The organism is Pseudoalteromonas sp. PAR1, from assembly GCF_947311895.1.
In the GTDB taxonomy this organism is placed as follows: Bacteria; Pseudomonadota; Gammaproteobacteria; order Enterobacterales; family Alteromonadaceae; genus Pseudoalteromonas; species Pseudoalteromonas lipolytica_C.
Genome location: NZ_CAMZMY010000032.1, coordinates 21,751 through 42,037, shown reverse-complemented (window position 1 = coordinate 42,037; position 20,287 = coordinate 21,751). Strand labels below are relative to the sequence as shown.

At 40.7% G+C, this 20,287-nt stretch carries 17 protein-coding genes; 4 read left to right on the top strand and 13 right to left on the bottom strand.

Annotated elements, in window-relative coordinates:
- Positions 1–98 precede the first annotated feature (98 nt).
- Positions 99–686, top strand: coding sequence for a hypothetical protein (locus QL229_RS19135; protein ID WP_099028683.1), 588 nt, complete (start codon positions 99–101; stop codon positions 684–686).
- A gap of 108 nt (positions 687–794) precedes the next feature.
- A complete protein-coding gene (locus QL229_RS19130) occupies positions 795–1,328 on the top strand; it encodes a DinB family protein (RefSeq protein WP_138558300.1) in 534 nt (177 codons plus the stop codon).
- 220 nt (positions 1,329–1,548) lie between these two features.
- Here QL229_RS19130 and ppiC read toward each other — a convergent pair whose 3' ends face one another.
- From ppiC to QL229_RS19095, 7 genes are all read right to left on the bottom strand, one after another.
- Entirely contained in the window at positions 1,549–1,827 is a 279-nt protein-coding gene (gene ppiC, locus QL229_RS19125) for a peptidylprolyl isomerase PpiC (protein WP_055021968.1), read from the bottom strand.
- Positions 1,828–1,890: 63 nt separating this feature from the next.
- Positions 1,891–2,523 (bottom strand): lysoplasmalogenase, encoded by a 633-nt coding sequence (locus QL229_RS19120; protein ID WP_138558299.1) that lies wholly within the window; start codon positions 2,521–2,523, stop codon positions 1,891–1,893.
- Positions 2,524–2,581: 58 nt separating this feature from the next.
- A complete protein-coding gene (locus QL229_RS19115; protein ID WP_249930244.1) occupies positions 2,582–2,956 on the bottom strand; it encodes a DCC1-like thiol-disulfide oxidoreductase family protein in 375 nt (124 codons plus the stop codon).
- A 26-nt stretch (positions 2,957–2,982) separates the two neighbouring features.
- Positions 2,983–4,005, bottom strand: coding sequence for a zinc-binding dehydrogenase (locus tag QL229_RS19110; RefSeq protein ID WP_135926535.1), 1,023 nt, complete (start codon positions 4,003–4,005; stop codon positions 2,983–2,985).
- A 13-nt stretch (positions 4,006–4,018) separates the two neighbouring features.
- The gene (locus QL229_RS19105; RefSeq protein WP_138558297.1) at positions 4,019–5,425 is read right to left on the bottom strand and encodes a TolC family protein; all 1,407 of its coding nucleotides are present in this window, start codon (positions 5,423–5,425) and stop codon (positions 4,019–4,021) included.
- A complete protein-coding gene (locus QL229_RS19100; protein WP_135926533.1) occupies positions 5,418–8,564 on the bottom strand; it encodes a multidrug efflux RND transporter permease subunit in 3,147 nt (1,048 codons plus the stop codon). The genes QL229_RS19105 and QL229_RS19100 overlap by 8 nt, the downstream gene beginning before the upstream one ends.
- 6 nt (positions 8,565–8,570) lie before the next feature.
- Positions 8,571–9,737: an efflux RND transporter periplasmic adaptor subunit gene (locus QL229_RS19095; protein WP_138558296.1), complete on the bottom strand. Its 1,167-nt coding sequence runs from the start codon at positions 9,735–9,737 to the stop codon at positions 8,571–8,573.
- Positions 9,738–9,855: 118 nt separating this feature from the next.
- Between QL229_RS19095 and QL229_RS19090 the strand changes: the two genes are divergently transcribed.
- Positions 9,856–10,800 carry a LysR family transcriptional regulator gene (locus QL229_RS19090; protein WP_055199166.1) on the top strand — a complete coding sequence of 315 codons (945 nt, stop codon included), beginning with the start codon at positions 9,856–9,858 and terminating at the stop codon, positions 10,798–10,800.
- Between the two features lie 12 nt (positions 10,801–10,812).
- Here QL229_RS19090 and QL229_RS19085 read toward each other — a convergent pair whose 3' ends face one another.
- The 3 genes from QL229_RS19085 to QL229_RS19075 form a co-directional block, all read right to left on the bottom strand.
- Positions 10,813–11,856, bottom strand: a complete 1,044-nt coding sequence (locus tag QL229_RS19085) for a GGDEF domain-containing protein (RefSeq protein ID WP_138558295.1) — start codon at positions 11,854–11,856, stop codon at positions 10,813–10,815.
- 118 nt (positions 11,857–11,974) lie between these two features.
- Positions 11,975–13,810 carry a serine hydrolase domain-containing protein gene (locus tag QL229_RS19080; protein WP_281547315.1) on the bottom strand — a complete coding sequence of 612 codons (1,836 nt, stop codon included), beginning with the start codon at positions 13,808–13,810 and terminating at the stop codon, positions 11,975–11,977.
- A gap of 111 nt (positions 13,811–13,921) precedes the next feature.
- Positions 13,922–14,773 (bottom strand): DUF6279 family lipoprotein, encoded by an 852-nt coding sequence (locus QL229_RS19075; RefSeq protein ID WP_138558293.1) that lies wholly within the window; start codon positions 14,771–14,773, stop codon positions 13,922–13,924.
- Positions 14,774–15,322: 549 nt separating this feature from the next.
- On the opposite strand from QL229_RS19075, the gene QL229_RS19070 reads away from it, so the two are divergent.
- Positions 15,323–16,045 carry a tetratricopeptide repeat protein gene (locus QL229_RS19070; RefSeq protein ID WP_135926527.1) on the top strand — a complete coding sequence of 241 codons (723 nt, stop codon included), beginning with the start codon at positions 15,323–15,325 and terminating at the stop codon, positions 16,043–16,045.
- Positions 16,046–16,116: 71 nt separating this feature from the next.
- On the opposite strand, the gene QL229_RS19065 is transcribed toward QL229_RS19070, so the two are convergent.
- The 3 genes from QL229_RS19065 to QL229_RS19055 form a co-directional block, all read right to left on the bottom strand.
- Entirely contained in the window at positions 16,117–17,529 is a 1,413-nt protein-coding gene (locus QL229_RS19065) for a coniferyl aldehyde dehydrogenase (RefSeq protein WP_240704555.1), read from the bottom strand.
- A 139-nt stretch (positions 17,530–17,668) separates the two neighbouring features.
- Positions 17,669–19,099: an SLC13 family permease gene (locus tag QL229_RS19060; protein WP_249930243.1), complete on the bottom strand. Its 1,431-nt coding sequence runs from the start codon at positions 19,097–19,099 to the stop codon at positions 17,669–17,671.
- 57 nt (positions 19,100–19,156) lie between these two features.
- Positions 19,157–20,116, bottom strand: a complete 960-nt coding sequence (locus tag QL229_RS19055) for a porin (protein ID WP_281547314.1) — start codon at positions 20,114–20,116, stop codon at positions 19,157–19,159.
- Positions 20,117–20,287: the final 171 nt, after the last annotated feature.

Genomic DNA, 20,287 nt, shown 5'->3' with positions numbered 1-20,287 from the left:
CACCGAGTAGGTAGCGGCTCAGTCCAACAAGCGATTATGCAACACAAACTGCGTGTCGCATAAATACTAAAATGTTATATTTTTCTCGGAGATTTGTTGTGAACGGAATCTTTATTGTTTTAATTCTCCCTATTTTATATGCACTTATTGCATTCAACGATTGGTACTTTATTAAGCAAGTAATGAAACATCATCGTTCATATTTACAAGGGCAAGGCTCTAATCCAACCGAAGATGAAAAATCAAAATCAGGGAAAAGCGCCGACTGGATAACTTCAAATATGTCTGAAATCAAACGACGTATTAAAAAGTCAGGTATTGGTGAGCCAATCATTAGCTACATGGATCCCAAAGGTTATGGATATGTAGCTCAACAAAATATGTCGGTTATAGATAATCTGCTTTATTTAAACAATGATGTGCAAGAGCAAGCCATTTCTACACTAAAACGTGTTAAAGGCTATTACCTTTCACAAACTAAACGTAGTCTTAGTCCATTATTCTGGCTTGAAACTCTGCTATTTCTGCCAAAAGCTATGCTCAATGCAAGTGGCATTGAAACAACTTCAAAGTTTGCTGAGACAGGTATTAAAATAGTGCAATTAATCTATTGGGTATTGGTACTATGGTTAGTAATAACTAAACCAGAATTAATAGCCACGTTGCTATCTAAAGTAAAAATATAACAAACGCATCAACGCATGGACTAACAAAGCTTGGCTTGGTTCGTGCCTCACCAATTGTAGCCAAGCTTTATTAGCCCGTTATGCGGGCGTTATACCTAAAGGAAAGTCATGTCATTAAAATCAAATTTTGAGCTGATGGCAGATTACAATCAGTGGATGAATAAAAGCATCTATCTAGCCGCATCCAAATTGAACGCCGATGATCTATCTAATGATCGAGGAGCATTTTTTGGATCAATCATCGGCACGCTTAATCACATTCTCGTTGGAGACATAATCTGGCTCAAGCGATTTGCTGATCACCCATCAAAATTGAAAACTCTTGATTACGTTCGGGATCTTAATACCCCAAAAGCCTTGGGCGCCATTTTGTACCCTGAATTTAAAAATCTTGAGAGTGCGCGAATCAAAATGGATGAGGTTATCCGAGATTTTGCACATGAACTTACAGACGAAGCTTTGGAATCTAATCTGTCGTATAGCAATACCAAAGGTGAGCCGTTTAACAAAAAATTTGGTCACCTTATTCAGCATTTTTTCAATCATCAAACTCACCACCGTGGGCAAGCTTCCACTCTTCTTAGCCAAGCAGGTGTTGAGGTTGGTGTTACTGATTTACTGGTCAAAATTCCAAATGCGTAAAAGGTATAACAAGCACATCAAACACGTTCCGGCCGCAAAAAGCGCGGCCTCCACTGGACAGCCTACGCTTCGCTTCGGCTTCCGTTTATGTGGGCGTTACTGATTAAATACTCTAACGTGTTTTTGTCCAAAAATGAGTTAAAACCACAGGCTTCAACTCACTAATAATAAATATTAAGGACTAACAACATGTCTTACACTATTTAGGCAGGTTTTGGCTTTACGTTCTGTATAGCACTTTAATTACATGCCAACCAAAGCGCGTTTTCACTAGATGTGGCTCTAAGATTTCGCCGCTGAAAGCTACTTTGTCAAACTGTGGCACCATTTGACCGCGTCTGAATTCACCCAAATCGCCGCCTTTTTTACCCGACGGACAAGTTGAATGTTTTTTAGCTAGAGTCTGAAACTTAGCCCCTTTTTTAAGTTGCTTGATGATGTCTTCAGCTTGTTCTTTATGTTTAACAAGAATGTGCAGTGCGTGCGCTGTATTTGCCATGGGAAATCTCGAAAATTAAAACGCGCGCATTTTATCACGGCAATCAACACTGAGCCACTACGGCTATTTATGTTTACTCGTTGCCTGCAAAAACCCTTTAATCAAACAAAATTGCGCTAAATAGTAACTACACATGATTGCGATATCTGCATGTATTATTTCAAAATAAAAGCGGTTTAGGCCAAGTATAGAGTCTGATAAAACAAACACTGCGCCACCTAGCACTAATAAACCGTTCGATTTATCTGTCATCCAAGTTAAGCTTGCCATTATAGTGAGCACCAACATATAGAAAAGCACGGGAATGAGCATGTCATTTAAGTTTGGATAGAATAAGCAAAAAATGACAATTGCTAAAAATAGATAAAGGAGTACAATTTCTATTCGCCAATTTTTAATTGGCAACATGGTAATAATATAAAAAGCGTGACTTACAAAAAATGCTGCTAAACCGCTAATAAACAGCTGCCCACTATCGATGGCAAGTAGCACATCACCTAGTGCGGAAAAACTAAGTGCAAACAATAAAGTAGTAAAAGTGCGATTTTGTAACTGACCGCGTGCTTTTAATACCATCACAATCAATATACCGATTGGTAAGGTTTTAAAAAGCGCTAGTGAAGGCTGAGGTAATGCTGGTTGTAAGAGCAGTAAAGCAATGTAAACCGTACTTAAAATTAGAAAGAGTATGTTCATATTGTTATTATTGTTATTTGTTCCCAATAACGAGAATAGCAAGCTTTACCTTAAATGTTTATAAAAAATGCTGCTTTTGTTTTTCAGTCAGTAACTTACATTGTGTTTGTTTACCAAAAAACCGATAACGATGGCGGCCAAGCCAATCATACATACGATCGCGAATGCCTTTTGGCAGTAGCTTGAAAACGTTAGCCAAAGAGAATGGAAAACCTAATTGAGTTGCGATAAATAACACAGCGTCACTTTGTTTATATAACTGGTTTTTATCAATGACTAACATTGAGGAAAGTGGATCTTTAACTTTGTGAGCCTTTAATAAACGCTCACCTTTATCGCTTTGCATGGGGCATAACTTAAAGGTTATTTGCTTATCAAAGCGAACAATAAACTGAACACAAAAATGGCACAGATTGCACTGACCATCAAACAAGATGACTGGGCAGTGAGTTTGCAAGATTAGCCGCTTACTTGCACAACTTGTTTACCGGTAAAGCCACCAGCAAGTTGTTTATTTAATGCCGCTGAAACAGCCTCGGCGGTAAAGTCTACAGCATGGATTTGCGGCAATTTGATCTCGCCACGGGCTGCATTATCGAGTAATAAGTTACCCATAAAGCTCAGCTTTTGTTGCGCACATAAGCTATTTGCAAGCCACGCTCCGCCTAACGATACAATGCCAATATTTGGTGCGCGTCTAAACATCAGTTCTTGTTCAAACTTAGGTAATTCATTTAAACAGGCAATACGGCCACAAAAGCGCATTAATTCGACGTTACGAATGGTGGTATCGCCACCAATACAATCAAGCACCGCATCAAAGCCTTGCGGGCCTAATTCACGGCGAATCTTATCTTCAAGTTTTGGGTCTTTGTAATCAAACACCACATCAGCACCTAATTGCTTAAGTAACTTATGATTGTGTTTGCTGGCAGTGGTAAATACGGTTGCGCCACGTTGCTTAGCAAATTGAATAGCAAATTGGCCAACGCCACCTGCCCCTGCGTCAATAAATAGTGAATCCCCTTCGCTCAGCTGCAACTTATCAAGGGCAATTAATGCCGTCATACCTGAACAAGGTAAGGTTGCAGCGTCTGCAGGTGATACGTTATCTGGCACAACCGATACCGCATAATTAGGCACCGTGGTGTATTCAGATAACACACCTTGATCACCAAGGCTGGCGTGCCATACAACGCGTGCACCAACACCAGGGAATACACCTTTATTTGCCTGAACAACCACCCCAACAGCATCATGACCTAATACATGCGGGTAATGCCATTTACAAAAACCTTGTTTTGCAAAGTTGGCATCTACATGATTTAAGCCCACATATTCAACTTTTATCAAAAGCTCATTGCCTTCAGGGCTCGGTACTGGCAAAGAAAGCTCAGCTAACGCAATTGCGTCGTTGGGCTCAACCACTGCTAGCGCGCGCATTGTTGACGGAAGATCTGTAGTTTGTTGAATATGCGACATTTAATACTCTGGGTTAAAGGTTGTTTAGTTCAAAGCTCCAACGACCATTAAACGCTTGATAAGCACTTACTTTGGCCTGCAATGAAGCAATTGTTGAATCAACAGCGTTCTCTTGCGCTATTAAAACATCCTGTCTCGCATCTAACAACTCTAAGTAAGGAATTTGTCCTTCTTGATACATTGCTTGAGCTTGACCAAATGCTTTATTCGCATAATTAAAACGCTGTTCAGCATAATTTAACTGTTGCTGCTGTTTGACTAGTCTTTGCAAAGTAAGTTCACTATCGCTAATCGCTTTTAATACTTTACTTTGATAGTCACTGTAAGCGGCTTCACTTAAAAACTGCTGTGCATCACGCTGAGCTAATAATGCAGGATAGCTGAGTAATGACCATTCAACTTTTGGCGTTACTTGCCATTGTTGTACGGTATCTTCTAAACCATTGCTGGTTAAACTCACCACACCTGCAACCCCTGCCAGACTAATATCTGGCAAAAGTGCTTTTGAGGCTGCAACACTCAATGAATAAGCCTGACTAAACTGATATAAAGCACTGGTGATATCTGGTCTGAGAGCCATTGCTTCGCTGGCTTTACTAAACGACACGCTAAATTCATGGCTTAATAACTCAGGCTCTTCAACCAGTGTTATATCGCTTGCAAGTCGCCCTGTTAGCACCGCAAGGGTTGCGAGGTCACGATATTGCAAGTAGCTAAGCTCAGGAATAAGCGCTTGTTGCTGCTTTAACTGCGCAAGGGTACGATTAAGGTCAAGTTCATTCGCAACCCCCTCTTCTACTCGCGCTTTGAGCACATCAATACTTTGCTCGAGTGCCTCGATTTGCATTTCAATGATAGCCTGCTTTTGCACATTACCTTGGTAGCTCACATAGCCTTGCACCACAGCTGAAACCACTTCAACCTGTAATGCTCTTAACTGCTCGGCTTGGTTTAGTGCACCCGCATTAGCAGCATCGACAAGTGCGGTGATACGACCAAACAAATCAAGCTGCCAATTAACATTAACCCCTGCGTTTGATTGGCGCGAAATTGCGCCATCTAAGCTGCTGCGCTCTGCGCCTACGCTTAGGCTGCCCTGCGGATAATAATCCGCACGGGCTACACCTAAACGGGCAATGGCTGCATCAAGTTGAAGTTGACTGGTTTTTAGGTCGTGATTCATTGCTAATGCATCAGTCACTAAATTGTTTAACTGCGGCGAATCTAAACGGCGCCACCAGTTGTTTTCGCTCGCACCTTCGTTTTGTGCACCTATTTGTGTATCGCTAACAAATTGTGTCAGGCTCACTTGCTGCTCTTGCATATCGACGCTTTGTGCGCAGCCAGCCAGTGCACCGGCTAACAGCATCGCACTGACTAGTTTGCCTTGTTTAAAGATTGCATGAAGAGGCTTATGCATCGTGTTGCTCCTTCTGCGATTTTTTAGTAACTAACATATAAAACACCGGGGTGAACAATAAGCCGAACACAGTTACACCAATCATGCCTGAGAACACTGCGTTCCCCATGGCATGACGCATCTCAGCACCAGCACCTGTTGCTAAAACAAGTGGTACAACACCTGCCGTAAAGGCAATTGATGTCATTAATATTGGGCGAAGTCGTAAGCGACACGCTTTGATGATAGCTTCAAGGTGAGACATCCCCCCTTTATGCTGATCTCTTGCAAACTCAACCATCAAGATGGCGTTTTTACTTGCTAGTGCAACCAGTACAATTAATGCGATTTGCGTGAAGATGTTGTTGTCATCACCGACAAACCACACACCTAACAAGGCCGAGAAAATCGTCATAGGCACAATCAAAATAATAGCCAGTGGTAATCTTAAGCTCTCGTATTGCGCCGCAAGTACCATGAACACAAGCAATACAACTAGTGGGAAAACATACACCATGGTATTACCCGCTAATATTTGCTGATAAGTTACTTCCGTCCACTCAAACTCAATACCATTTGGTAATGTCTCTGCAAGGATTGCTTCAATCGCATGTTGCGCTTGGTCAGAGCTATACCCTGGTGCTGGGCTACCATTTAATTCAGCTGTAGGATAACCGTTATAGTGCATTACACGATCTGGGCCTGTTGTTGGTGTGACCGTTAATACAGAGCCTAATGGCACCATCTCACCCATGCGGTTACGCACTTTAAGATTCAAAATTTGCTCAGGATCTTGGCGGTAATCAGCATCAGCTTGTGCATTAACCTGATAGGTACGACCAAACAAGTTAAAGTCATTCACGTACATAGAACCTAAGTACACTTGTAAGGCATTGAATACTTCATCAAGTGGAATACCTTGGATAAGCGCTTGCTCACGGTCAATGTCGATATCCATTTGTGGAACTTGAATTCTAAAGCTTGAGTAGAGGCCCATTAATGCAGGGTCTTGCTGCGCTTTAGCAATGGTTGCTTGTAAGCTATTAAAGAGTGCTTCAAAGCCTTTATTAGCACGGTCTTCAATTTGTAGTTTAAAGCCACCCGTTGTACCTAAACCTTGAATTGGCGGTGGCGGGAATACCGCAACAAACGCTTCATCAATACTGGCAAACTTTTGATTTAACTGGGCCGCAATTGCCATTGCCGACATACTCGGATCTTGACGCTCCTCAAAAGGGGCAAGCGGAGTAAATACAATGCCGCTGTTAGGGCTATTTGTGAAACCATTCACCGATAGACCAGGAAACGATACTGTGTTTGCAACACCCGGTACTTGTAATGCAATTTTTTCCATTTCTTGCACAACTTCTTGGGTTCTGTCTAAACTTGCTGCATCAGGCAACTGTGCTACAGCCACTAAATATTGCTTATCTTGCTGTGGAATAAAACCACCCGGTACAGCATCAAACAATTTAACTGTGCCACCGACAAGTGCAACATAAGCAACTAATACAATGACACTCATACGAATTAGTTTTTGTACCAGCTTTTCGTAGCCATTAGCGCCTTTATCAAACAAGCGGTTAAAAGGTTTAAACAGCCAATTACCGAATACACGGTTTAATAACTTAGTTAAACGGTCTGGTTTTGCATCATGACCTTTTAATAGTAACGCCGATAACGCAGGCGATAGTGTTAGCGAGTTAAACGCAGAGATAACCGTTGAAATAGTAATGGTTAATGCAAATTGCTTATAAAATTGACCAGATAAACCCGTAATAAAAGCCGTAGGAATAAATACCGCACATAGGACAAGTGCAATGGCGATAATCGGCCCTGTTACTTCTGTCATCGCAACTCTTGTTGCTTCAAGTGGTGATAAACCTTGCTCGATATTACGCTCAACGTTTTCAACCACCACGATGGCATCATCAACAACAATACCAATGGCAAGTACCAAGCCGAATAGCGATAAGGTATTAATCGATACACCTAACCATTGCATAACCGCAAACGTACCAATCAAAGACACTGGTACTGCAATCAGTGGGATTACCGATGCACGCCATGTCTGTAAGAACACCACGACAACGATTACCACTAGCGCGATTGCTTCTAGTAGCGTTTTGATAACAGCATCGATTGAGCCGCGTACGAAAATAGTTGGGTCATAAACAATGTCGTATTCAACACCTGCCGGAAAGTCTTTTGATAATACTTTCATGGTTTCACGTACTTGATCAGAAAGCTCAATCGCATTTGACCCCGGACGTTGGAATACCGGCATAGCAAGGGCTGGTTGACCATCTAACATTGCTCTTAGTGCATAGGTGTCTTGACCTAATTCAAGGCGTGCTACATCACTTAGGCGTGTAAGCTGACCTTGCTCACCTACTTTGATGATCACATTTTCAAATTCTTCTTGTGAGCTTAAGCGCCCTTTTACGTTCATCAGAATTTGAAACTGATTACTTTTCGAGGTAGGTTGCGCACCTAAGCTACCCGCTGCAACTTGTTGGTTTTGCGCGCGTAATGCATTTACTACGTCCATGGCTGTTAAGTCACGTGCAGAGAGTGCATCAGGGTTAAGCCAAACACGCATTGAGTATTGACCACCACCAAACATACGAACATCACCCACACCAGGAAGACGTGCAATTTGGTCTTTGATATACAAATCAGCATAGTTCGCTAAGTAGGTCGTATCGTGCGTTTTTTCTGGTGAGTATAAATGCACCACCATGGTTAAATCTGGTGATGATTTTTCGGCTACAACACCTAAACGCTGAACTTCTTGCGGTAAGCGTGGTAGCGCACTGTTTACACGGTTTTGCACTTGGACTTGTGCACGGTCTAAATCAGTGCCTAACGCAAACGTTACCGTTAACGTCATGCGACCATCACTGGTTGCTTGCGAAAACATATACAACATGTTTTCAGTACCATTGATTTCTTGCTCAAGTGGCGTCGCCACTGTTTCAGCAATCACCGTTGGGTTTGCACCTGGGTAACTTGCTGTCACAACAACCGTCGGCGGCACTACCTCTGGGTACTCACTCACTGGCAATTGAAATAACGAGATTGCCCCTGCAATGAGAAAGATAAGCGACAGCATCGCTGCAAAGATGGGTCGCTGGATAAAAAAGTGTGAAAATTTCATTTTGCCCTACTTCTTCGCGACTAGATCAGATTGATTATTTGAAAGAGTGAATGCAATTCCGTCGCTATTTATAGTGACTGTGTTTGGTGAAATAGGCATACCAGGGCCTACACGCGCAGGGCCATTTACGGCTATCACATCGTTTTCGTTTAAGCCCGATGTAATCGCTCGTAGGCTGCCGTAACGCTCACCAACTGTCACTAATTTATATTCAAGAACATTGCCTTCACCGACAGTGAGTACAAAACGGTTTTTCAAATCAGTCCCAATTGCACGCTCTGGCACGATTACTTTTTCGCTTACTTTATTGGCTGCAAGCTTAATACGAGCAAATGAACCTGCTCGCAGTTGTTGCTCATCGTTTTCGAACACGGCACGAACACGAAGAGTACCGGTAGTTTCATTAATTTGGTTATCAATGAAGTTGATTTTGCCATTGTAGTTAAAGCTGGTTTCACCCACTTTTTGCATCACAACCGCTTGTTCGCTTTGAGCAGTCACATCAGCGAATGACTGATTCCACGTGCGCTCATCAATATCAAAATAGGCATACATTTGTTGGTTTGACACAATGCTTGTTAACACGCTTTGACCGGCAAGTACGTTGTTACCTTTGGTGATATTAGCGCGCGATACAACGCCATCGATTGGCGAACGCACTTGGGTAAATGCTAAATCAAGCTCAGCGGCAGTAAGCTCAGCTTGTAGAGCTAGCAATTGCGCTTCGCGTTGTCTTAGCGTTGATTTACGAGATTCAGCTTGCTCAGTAGAAATCGCTTTACGTTCAGTTAAGCGCTCTGCTCGTTTTGCTTCACTTTTTGCTTGCTCAAGTGCCGCCTTTGCACTCTCGATTTGCGCTTTTAAGCTATCAACCACGGCAGCAAAAGGACGAGCATCAAGGGTAAAAAGCAAATCGCCTTCTTTAACGCTGTCACCTTCTTTAAAGTTAATTTTATCAATCACACCCGAAACACGCGGCATAAGGGCAACTTCTTGGGGTGCTTCTAAACGCGTTGTATAGGTGTGCCAATTTTGTACCGGCTTAACAAGTACTTGTGCTACATCGATAGGTTGTAAATGCTGTTGCTGCGCTGCTTGGTTGGCTTCTGTGCCACACCCTGCAAGCGTTAAGCTCGCAATGGTCACTGCCACTGCAAGAATAGATTTGTTCATCACGACTCTCCTGTTAATAGATTGGAGACAATGTTACGGAACTAATTAGAGGATAAAAACGATAGATTTTTAAATTCATTAATGCCAGAATGGCACCAATAAAGTTTAAGGAACTGCTATGGATACCACCAGCCGCTTATTAATGTTACTTGAAGTGATTGAACGAGGCTCATTTGCTAAAGCCGCAGAGTCTAGAAATATAGACCGTTCAGTCATATCAAAACAAATTAGCCGTCTTGAAGATGAATTAGGGGTACGTTTACTTAATCGAACTACGCGTTCCTTTTCGTTAACTGCCGCTGGCGCTGAAATGGTAAAAAAAGCAGCTGAACTCAGAGATTTGTTATCAGATACCGTAAGACTTGCAGAGAATTACCACCAAGAACCCCGAGGTACGTTAAAAATTACCTCATCAAGTATTATTGGCAAACGATATATTCAGCCAGTCATTAATGACTTTCAAAAGCGTTTTCCGCAAGTTGAAGTGGAGCTTCGTTTAGACGACAGACTGATTGATTTAGTATCAGAGGGCTATGATTTAGCGTTTCGTGTTGGCGAACCAAAAGACTCGTCATTCATTGCTCGTAAAATCGCCCGCAACCGTATGTTACTTTTAGCTTCACCTGAGTTCATCGAAACATACGGTATGCCTAAACATGTTGAAGACTTAAAAGAATTACCTGCTGCTAGCTATTCAAGCCCAAGTAAACGCATTGGCGGTATTCGTTATCGTAATGCCGATGGCGATATTATTGAGCAAAATATCAAAAGCGTCTTTCGTGCGAACGATGCCGAAGTACTTTTGATGAAGGCTATCTCAGGCAATGCTTATGTGCTAGCACCGGCTTTTATTCTTGATGATGAAGTTAAACGTGGCGATCTCGTGCCTATTTTAACCGATATGGAATTACTCGATTACAGTGCGGTGTATGCAGTTTACCCACACAGAGACTTACCAGTAAGAACACGTTTATTCTTTGATGCTATGCGTGAATACATAGGCAAAGATATTCCAGTATGGGAAGCGAACATTCCTGACTTTGACACTATGTACAAGGGTTAAGTCTATAAAGCGCTAGCTCGCTTTATTACACCGGGTTAATTGTTGGTTTAACTCATAAGCCGTTACGACTCTATTTCGGCCTTGCTGTTTAGCTTGATAAAGCGCATCGTCAGCTCGTTTTATAAAGCTTTTTAGGGTTTGATTTGGTGTATAGCAAGCAACACCGATACTCACAGTAAGGTTGATCGCTTGCTCGTCAATATTGTGAATTGTCGATGCTAACTGCTCCCTTAATTCTTGTGCAAAATCTAATGCACCTTGAGGGTCGCTGTTTGGTAAAAAAATAGCAAACTCTTCACCACCAATACGAAACACATATCCTTTAGTAATCCTTTGTCTGAAAAACCTAGTCACCTCAATTAAAACGCGATCTCCCATTTCGTGGCCATAGTGATCATTAATTTTTTTAAAAAAATCAAGATCTAACATAAGGATAAACAAACCATGTTTATTTGTTTGTTCAATTTCAAAATAGTGTGTCATTGCTAAGCGATTACCAGCCCCCGTTAACGGGTCAAGTAAAGCTAAGTTTTCGAGTCGCTGACCATACTCTGCACGACTGTTTTCAAAGGTATGAGACACCGCCCAAATACTGATGTAGGTGAAAGAAAAATTAAGCAAGAAATTAATAGTATTAAGGGGTTCTAAACTGGGTTTAGCTAACAGAATCGCGGCTTGAGTGACAGCGGCTATTAGTGAAAGGTACAAACCAACTTGTTTACCTAACAGCAAGTAAAACAAAATAGGTAATGAACAGGTCCAAATAAACAACACGCTTTTTATGTTACTTAAATACGTGCCGAGCGTGATTAAAACCGTTAAAAAAATACATAATGTAACGGATTGCCAGCGATGACCATTGTGATTTCGTGTATAAAAGAAAATATAAAAACAGAACAGGGCGAAGATAACTTCAAGTGCCCCTAATAAAATCATGTTTGTAACAAGTAAATTAAAAACGGCAAAGATACTAGCAAGCACACCCAAGCAAAATCCCATCCATTTCAGAACGTTATTTCGTAAAGCCTGAGTACCTCTCAGTGCGCCGATATCCATTAGATTTCCTGCCGTAATTATAGTCAGCAGATTTTAACGTGATTCACCATAATTAGGAACATTTTATTACCAAACAGTGCATAACAATGCGCTTTTTTACCTACAATTGTTAAACATTTTAGCTCCAAAGCAATAACGGAAATACACCCCAAAGTGCTAAAATGAGTGACCATTGCAAAGCTGCTACCATTGCTAAACTATTTAACAAATTCATTTTACTCAACTTTTCATGAGTAAATATACGCCATAACCCGTAAGTCATAGCAAACGGTAATATTGTCGTGGCTAATGCTAACAATGCACTGGCAAGTGTAAACTCACCAATATTTAAAAATGATTGAGTTAAAAATAAAGGCAGCGGTACAAAAAGAAATAACGTCGCCGTAAAAGGCAATAATAGAGGTGACGACAAGCGTAATTGCCCCTTAACCAAGCAAATAGCGCCATATACTAATATCCATAGTATGGCGATTACGCCGATGGCGAGGCTGAGCCACATCGGCAGTAACTTCCAAAGACTGGTTTGTTCATATGTTCGAAAACCATCACTGATCATATGTTGACCATTTTCAGAAATATACAGAGTGTGTGAAGGAAATCGCTTTGTTTCTTCACGAAACAAATTACCGCCTATAGCTAGCAAGGTTTTTTGCTGAGACTGAAATGGTGACAGTGTTAGCGTTTCGCCATTTGAGCTCACTGTTGCAAAATGAAGTAGGCGATCAAAATAGGCAAATCTTTTCATTCTGTTTGGGGAAAGCGTGTAAAACCCTTGCCATTCATCAAGCGCTACTTGCGCTATTGATGGAGCTATTGCATCGGCCTTATTTACACCAAGGTTGCTAATCAGCATGCTATCAAATTGTTTGTAATTTGCAGTTTCTACATCGGCATTAAAAGCGATAAAAAATGCTTTTTTTTGCTCAGGAAAAAAATAAAAGTTGGTGCGGTAACCTAAAGTAGAGCCACTGTGGCATTTGCCAACCACATTATGCCGGTCGCGTGTAGTTACGCCTAGCGCATAGCCGATATCAGTTAAATTATTTAAGGTAGCTTCTGTTTTAAAAGGCTTTCCCATGCTTGTTAATAATGTCGGTTCAATAAATATACGGTCATTAATCTTGCCATCGCCCATTAAAAACTGCGCAAACAAAGCCATATCATAAGCTGTCGTTGTGAACTGCCCTGCCGGTCTTAAAAACATTGGTAACGTGGCTTGGCTAACGCCATTTTCAAAATGGCCCATAGCAAGCGCAGGATCGCTAAACTGCCCGACTTGAGAAACAAAATTAAATGTACTCATGTGCATACCCAGCGGTTCAAGCAAGTGTTTATCTAAGTAAGATTCATAGCGCTCTTTAACAACGGCTTCAATCACCATAGCTAAAATTGCATAACCAAGATTAGAATAGGATAAGCGGCTTCCGGGGCGATTTCTAATACGCAACTGACTTTCAGTAAAGGTTTCTTTTAGAGCCGTATCAGGCTTTGCTTGTGTCGTTAATAATTGCCAAAGCCGAATGTCTTCAAGCCCTGACGTATGATCAAGTAAATGTCTAACCCGAACTGGTGTGTTCAAGGCCCAAGGATTTTGCAAGCCAATATCTGGTAATATTTCAGTAACCGGGGTATCCAAGGAGAGTTTTTTATCTGTTACAAGATGCAACACCCCAGTAGCAATAAGTGTTTTAACGATAGAGCCTGTTTGCACCTTATTAGCTGTCGTCATAGGTTTTAAATTCGTAAAGTCTGCATAGCCTTTTGCACCTTGCGCAATTTTATTTGCACTCACTGTTGACCAAACAACGCCTATTAGAGATTCGTTATGCAAAGAGTGTTCAATTTGATTACTTAACTCTATTTCTGACCCAAACTTTTCGTTAGCCAAGGTTACATGAGATACAAAAAATAATGCCGTTACAGCAATAACTAAAAATTTTACAAGGTGTTTCATGTTTTATTAAACCATTCCTTAGGCAACAAGAAGTTGACCTGCGGCGTATTTACTAACCGCAAGCTAGAAAGTTATTTATTAAAAATACGACTATGAGCGAGGTGTGATTATTTAGTCATTCATTAAATCTGTAACATCATCGATTAGATCATCAAGCTCTTCACTAACATTTCGACGCTGTTTGTCTGTAAGAGTTGGTTTTAAGGCAAGCAGTAAGGTTACGTAGTCATCTAGATTTTTATCGTCAGCTTTGATTAATTCATCACTCATAAAAGCCAAACGATTATTAATGATCACCGCTAACTGTTGATCAAAATCCGCAGGCTTAGTTTTTTGCATAAACAAAGATTTTAAAGCATCTAAGCGCTTTTGTTTGTACTGCATCCAAAGTAAAAATGTACTAATGCGAGTGTTAGATGCCGATTCGATCAGTGCTTTTTGATCAGCTGATAACTTTGAGCCAAACCACTCTTTATAATTCTCAAGATTTTCATCTAGACGTTCTTGTTTGTGCTGCTCAGCAGATTTTTCTTGATGCTCTAAATATTCTTCATTGATTTTATCTTGCAGTGCCGCTACAAATTCAACTCGTTGTTCATAACTCAATGCGTTTGCTAAATCGATCAATTCTGGTCCTAGCTTATCAACTAGTGTCTGCCAATGTTGCTTTGCTTGGCTGAAATGCTGTTTTAATTGAGCGTGATTAACGTCAGTTTCTAACATTAGTTTTAAACTTTCTAAGTCCTGTTTATAAAGAGGCAGTTGAGTCTCTCGATGCCAATCACGGCTGGTTTTAACTATATGTTCAAATTTTTCAGCTTGCTCATTGTTTAAGTCAACATAATCATCAATCCAGAATCCTGACAGCCAACCTAAATTGTTATAAGTGAAGCTAGGAGAACAACCAGCAACTGCCAAAAGTAAACTCAATGTGATTAAACACTTTGCTATTTTTTTCATCATGCTCAATTTATTAATCTAATTTTAATTAGTACCTTATTAAGTTAACACTGAGAATAAATAATCAGCAAGATCCTCTAAATGAAATTAATTATCATTTAAGTGTTGACGCCCACGTTAATCTAAGTAATAATCGTTATCAACAAGTTCAGGTAGGCTATTAATCTCACAACAATATCAATGTCTATAAGGCTTTGATGGTGTTTTTCTGGATTTGTTCAAGATTTAACACTTGATTGTTTGCGGCTTCCTCGACCCAAGCAGCGACATAAAACGTTACACTTTACTTGCTACATTGCTCATATCGGTGACGGTAGATATGACACTAAAAAGCCCATCATGGGCTTTTTTTATTTCTTTAATTTTTCTGTAAAATCTGTATCTTGTGTCTACTTTTTTAATTATGTACTTGCTATTGCCTTCAAATTGGGCATTTAATACTGTTGGGTCTAAACTAAAAATAATGTTTTGCCCTTTTGCGAGTTTGGCAATGCATTTATCAATATCTAAGTTTGTAGCTGTTGATAACTAACACACATTTGGAGGCAGACAATGATCAAGCCTAACTTGAAATCACTATTGCTTACTAGCGCATTAATCCTCTCACCTTTTGTACATGCTAGCCTAGAAGATGCTCAATTAGCGGCTAATGAAGGTCGCTTTGAAGAAGCATTAAAAGAATACAACTATTTAGCAGATCGGGGCTTTGCGCCGGCAATGTATGAACTTGCTAAAATGTACGAAGGTGGTTTTGGTGTACAGCGTAACTACCAAAAAGCAGCTGAGCTTTATCAACAAGCCGTAAAAAAAGTTCACGCTGATTCGATGTTTGCACTTGGAGTTCTTTACCAAGAAGGCAAAGGTGTAAAACTCGACAAAGAAAAAGCTATTTCGCTGTTTGAGATGGCAGCTAAGAAGAATCACCCCGCAGCTCAATATAACCTAGGTGTTATGTATGCAAATGGTGAAGGTGTATTACAAGATTACCGCACTGCACTTAGCTGGTATCAAAAGGCGGCAGCGAATAATTTCACACTTGCCCAGTTTAATATGGCTTTGATGTACTATGAAGGCCTTGGCGTTCCAAAAAACCTAGAGAAATCTTATATTTGGAATACCATTGCTGAATACAACGGCAACATGGATGCAAGCCATAGCCGCAAGCTTGATGAACGCAGTATGTTACCTGCAGAAATTGAAGCCGCAAAAGAAAAAGCTGATGCAATTTACGCAAAAATTCAGGCAGGTTTATATGCCCCTGATGGCCGCTTATAAGTGTAACTACTTGCTTAATTCAGTGATAACTAGTTAGCTAAAAATGAGCATTAAATGTTTTGTACTTGCGCCTAAGGGCGCAAGTACATCCATTTTAATATCTTAATAAGCCACTTATTCTGCTTTAATAACAAGTGTGTGCGTGGGTTGAATTTACCCGAAACCAAAGTATTGCGCGCATGACTGAAAGTTTTAAACCCTTCAATACCGTGGTAATTACCCATTCCAGACTCACCAATTCCGCCAAACGGTAATTGATCTGCTGTCACCTGCATAAGTAAATCATTAATTGCTAAAGTTCCACTGCGAATAGATTGACTGACTCTTTTGATTTGTTCTTTATTATGGCCAAAAATATACAGGGCTAAAGGTTGAGAGCGGTGATTGATGTAATCTATGACTTGCTGCTCTGTTTCGTAGGTCATAATTGGTAACAGAGGGCCAAAAATTTCATCCTTCATAACTTGCATATCGTCATTCACTTGTGTGATTAAATGCAAGCCCATACGATGTTTTAAGTCATCATGTTGATCATCATCAAGTGGGCTAAACAGTTGCGCCCCCTTTTGCTCTGCATCGTGTAGGTATGACTTTAAACGTTGATACTGAGCATCTGATATTATTGAAGTTAAGTTTTTGCCCTCAACACCTTGTTTATAAACTTTTTTATACAGTTCACATAGCTGCAATACCAACTGGTGCTCAAGCTTTTTAGGTACAAATACATAGTCTGGGGCAACACATATTTGGCCTGCATTGTTGAGCTTTCCAAATAACAGTGTTTTTGCCGCCATCTTAATATTTACGTCATCGAGAATAACAACGGGTGATTTTCCGCCAAGCTCTAAAGTAACAGGTGTCAAATGCTTACTTGCTGCTTGCATGACTTTACGACCAACAGAAGTTGAACCTGTAAATAACAAATGAGCAAATGGGATATCACAAAAATTTGCGGCTACTTGGGCATCTCCTTCAACAACAACGCAGTGCTGTGCTAACTCATCAGTCATTATTGATTTGATTACCTGGTTAGTGTGGGGTGTAAACTCACTAACCTTTAACATTACCCGATTACCTGCTGCTAAGGCACTTATCACAGGTACTAAAGATAATTGAATAGGATAATTCCACGGCGCTATAACCCCTACGACACCTTTTGGCTGGTACAGAATATGTGCATTTGAAGGCCATAAACTAATACCAACTGCACGCTTTTCGTTACGTGACCATTTAGGTAAACGTTTAATTATGTCGCTAATTGTTTTAACCGTTGGTAATAAATCACCAAGTACGGTATCAAAGGAAGTACGATAACCAAAATCTTTACTCGTTGCAGCGACCAATGCTTGTTCATTTTCAATAAGCCGAGTTTTAATCTGTTTCAACAGCTTAATACGACTGGCGATAGGTAAATAAGGCTGAGCTAAAAATGCCTCATCAAGTTGTTTAAATTGTATTTGCAAAGGTACATCTGTGTCAGTCAAAACGTCATCTCTTTCAAAGCGATTTTATCAACTATAACCAGCAATGCATGTATGGGCAACATTAGTCGTATCAAAAAAAAAAGCGCTCACTAGGAGCGCTGTCGGTGGTTGGAAAATGGTTGAGAAGATAATCTAGTTATTAAAAACCAAATACTGCTCCAGCAATTGTCATTGTGACAAGAGTGATCATAACAATCGCAATAATATTCAGTGCAAAACCAGAACGAATCATATCGCGCATTTGAATTTGCCCAGAGCCAAAAACAATCGCATTAGGCGGTGTCGCAACTGGCATCATAAACGCACAACTACACGCAATCGCTGCCGGAATAACCCACACAAGCGGCGTTCCAAATACAGATTCAGCTACCGGGCCTAATAGTGGTAAGAAACCTGCTGCTGTTGCTGTGTTACTAGTGATCTCAGTTAAGAAGGTAATTAAGGTAGCCACTGCTAGTACACTTAAAACCAATGGAATTGCACTTGCCCCTTCAATCATGTGGGCAATGTATTCCGCAAGGCCTGATGATTTGATTTGTGCAGCCAGTGTTAAACCACCACCGAATAAAAGTAACACACCCCATGGCACTCTAGCTGCGCTTTCCCAGTCAAGAATACGCTCACCATCACCTTTGTTTGCTGGTAACACAAATAATAATAAGGCTGCTGCGATAGCAATACCGGTGTCAGAAATTTTTAAGCCAGAAAGATCAGCCAGTAACGGTCTGAAGATCCAACAAACAGCTGCCAAAACAAATACTATTGCTACACCTTTTTCTGCACGCTGCATAGCACCGAGCTCTTGCAACTGTGATAAAAATAGCGATTTAGTATCTTTACTCGCTGCTTTTGCACATTGTGTATCTACTTTATAAGCAAATTTAGTTAACCAAACCCAGCATAAAATAAGCATAACAGTCGCAAGTGGTACACCTACTTTCATCCATTCGGCAAAGCCAATATCAATCTTATAGCTGTCTGATAAATACGCAGCCATTAGTGCATTTGGTGGCGTACCAATTAGCGTTGCAATACCACCGATACTTGCGCCATAAGCGATTGATAATAACAATGCTTTACCAAATTGGTCATTGTCAGGGTTAGACTGTTTAACCAACATAGTAATCGACATAGCAATAGGTAGCATCATTACTGCTGTTGCAGTATTTGACATCCACATTGATAAGAATGCTGTTACTAACATCATGGCTAAAATTTGCAGGCTAGGTTTAGTTCCGGCACGAAGCATAGTGTTAAGTGCAATACGCTTGTGTAAACCCCAACGCTCCATCGCGATTGAGATCAAAAAGCCGCCTAAGAATAAAAAGATCAAAGGGTGTGCATACGGTGACGCGACCCCTTTGATTGCTGCAATATCAGCAAGAGGTGATACTACAAGTGGCAATAATGAAGTCGCAGGAATTGGCACAACTTCACTGACCCACCAAGAAGCCATCCAAAATGCAAGGCCTGCGGTACGAAGTGCAGCTACACTCATACCTGCTGGAGGCTCAATAATACAGGTTAATAACATCACTAATGGGCCCAGAAGTAACATTACTGTGCTCATTAATGGGCGTGGCTGTGAGCCATCTTTTGTTTGATTTACTAATGACATACCGACTCCTTAGAACTTGTATTTAAGGCCAATTGCAACGCTGTTGTCTGATTCAAGTTCTAAATCTAAATCAGTATAGAATAAGTATGCTGTGGTTTGTTTATCAAAATTATAGTCAACACCCGCTGTCCATTGTTTACCTTCTTCAGCATGGCGAATTTTTGAGTCATCTTTAACGTATTGCAGTTTAGGTACCCATTTATCAATTGCATAGCTTGCACTGAGTGCATAGCCATTGCCTTCTTTCGTGCCATCTGTTGACTCGCTGCGCTGGAACAAACCCGCAAGCTGGAGGTTTTCATGTTTCCATGCTGCAACCACACGACTTGCTGTTAACTTGTTAAGCGCATCAACATGGCTGATAGCAACATAGTAGTCTTTAGATTTTAATGCACGGTCACCATAAATAACCGTTGCCGCAAAACCATCTTCATCGTTGCTGCTGTCATCTTTTGGTGCATAAGTTAGCGCAAGTGATGCGCCACCATACGTTTTTGAGCTGTAAGTAATGGTATCGCCAATACGGTCTTGACCTGGGATCAGCTGAGCGATATCTGCTTGTGTTTCGTTAAAGCCGTCTAGTTTACCTTCAGAGTATTTAAAACGAGTGTCGTTACGGCCCACAACGACCTCACCAAAATCTCCAGCAAGCCCTAAATAAGTATTACGCGCTGAAAATGGCTCGTTTGTGTCATCGTGCTCAAAGCCTTTTACTTGTACTTCATATTTAAATACCGCTTTAAGCGATTCTGTTAGTTTGTGGCTGCCTTTAATACCAATTCGCGAAAAAGGTGCCTCAATTTGTGTACCTTCGTCAGCATAGCGCATAACGCCGGTATCTGTGTTTGCTATTTGAACTTCTGCTTTACCGTATACAGCGTACTCTGCTGCCATTGCTGAGCCTGTTGTGCTCGCTAAAATTACAGCCGCTGCTACGCGTGTTTTTGTATGAGTGAATATTGTTGTCATTATGCGCCCCTTATTAGGTTCAAATTGTTGTTCCTAACAAGTAAGGCAAGTTGGTTGCCAACTTAGTTAATTTTATAAAAACCAATAAATAACAATACGTTAGATTTATTCATCTATCTAAGACTGGCTTTTATGGGTGGATATCCACACATTTTTAAAAACATGCTGTCA

Bases quoted from the DNA above. Each gene is read 5' to 3' on its own strand.
- QL229_RS19130 (WP_138558300.1), top strand. From the start codon at position 795: ATGTCATTAAAATCAAATTTTGAGCTGATGGCAGATTACAATCAGTGG.
- ppiC (WP_055021968.1), bottom strand. From the start codon at position 1,827: ATGGCAAATACAGCGCACGCACTGCACATTCTTGTTAAACATAAAGAA.
- QL229_RS19120 (WP_138558299.1), bottom strand. From the start codon at position 2,523: ATGAACATACTCTTTCTAATTTTAAGTACGGTTTACATTGCTTTACTG.
- QL229_RS19110 (WP_135926535.1), bottom strand. From the start codon at position 4,005: ATGTCGCATATTCAACAAACTACAGATCTTCCGTCAACAATGCGCGCG.
- QL229_RS19105 (WP_138558297.1), bottom strand. From the start codon at position 5,425: ATGCATAAGCCTCTTCATGCAATCTTTAAACAAGGCAAACTAGTCAGT.
- QL229_RS19100 (WP_135926533.1), bottom strand. From the start codon at position 8,564: ATGAAATTTTCACACTTTTTTATCCAGCGACCCATCTTTGCAGCGATG.
- QL229_RS19095 (WP_138558296.1), bottom strand. From the start codon at position 9,737: ATGAACAAATCTATTCTTGCAGTGGCAGTGACCATTGCGAGCTTAACG.
- QL229_RS19090 (WP_055199166.1), top strand. From the start codon at position 9,856: ATGGATACCACCAGCCGCTTATTAATGTTACTTGAAGTGATTGAACGA.
- QL229_RS19085 (WP_138558295.1), bottom strand. From the start codon at position 11,856: ATGGATATCGGCGCACTGAGAGGTACTCAGGCTTTACGAAATAACGTT.
- QL229_RS19080 (WP_281547315.1), bottom strand. From the start codon at position 13,810: ATGAAACACCTTGTAAAATTTTTAGTTATTGCTGTAACGGCATTATTT.
- QL229_RS19075 (WP_138558293.1), bottom strand. From the start codon at position 14,773: ATGATGAAAAAAATAGCAAAGTGTTTAATCACATTGAGTTTACTTTTG.
- QL229_RS19070 (WP_135926527.1), top strand. From the start codon at position 15,323: ATGATCAAGCCTAACTTGAAATCACTATTGCTTACTAGCGCATTAATC.
- QL229_RS19060 (WP_249930243.1), bottom strand. From the start codon at position 19,099: ATGAGCACAGTAATGTTACTTCTGGGCCCATTAGTGATGTTATTAACC.
- QL229_RS19055 (WP_281547314.1), bottom strand. From the start codon at position 20,116: ATGACAACAATATTCACTCATACAAAAACACGCGTAGCAGCGGCTGTA.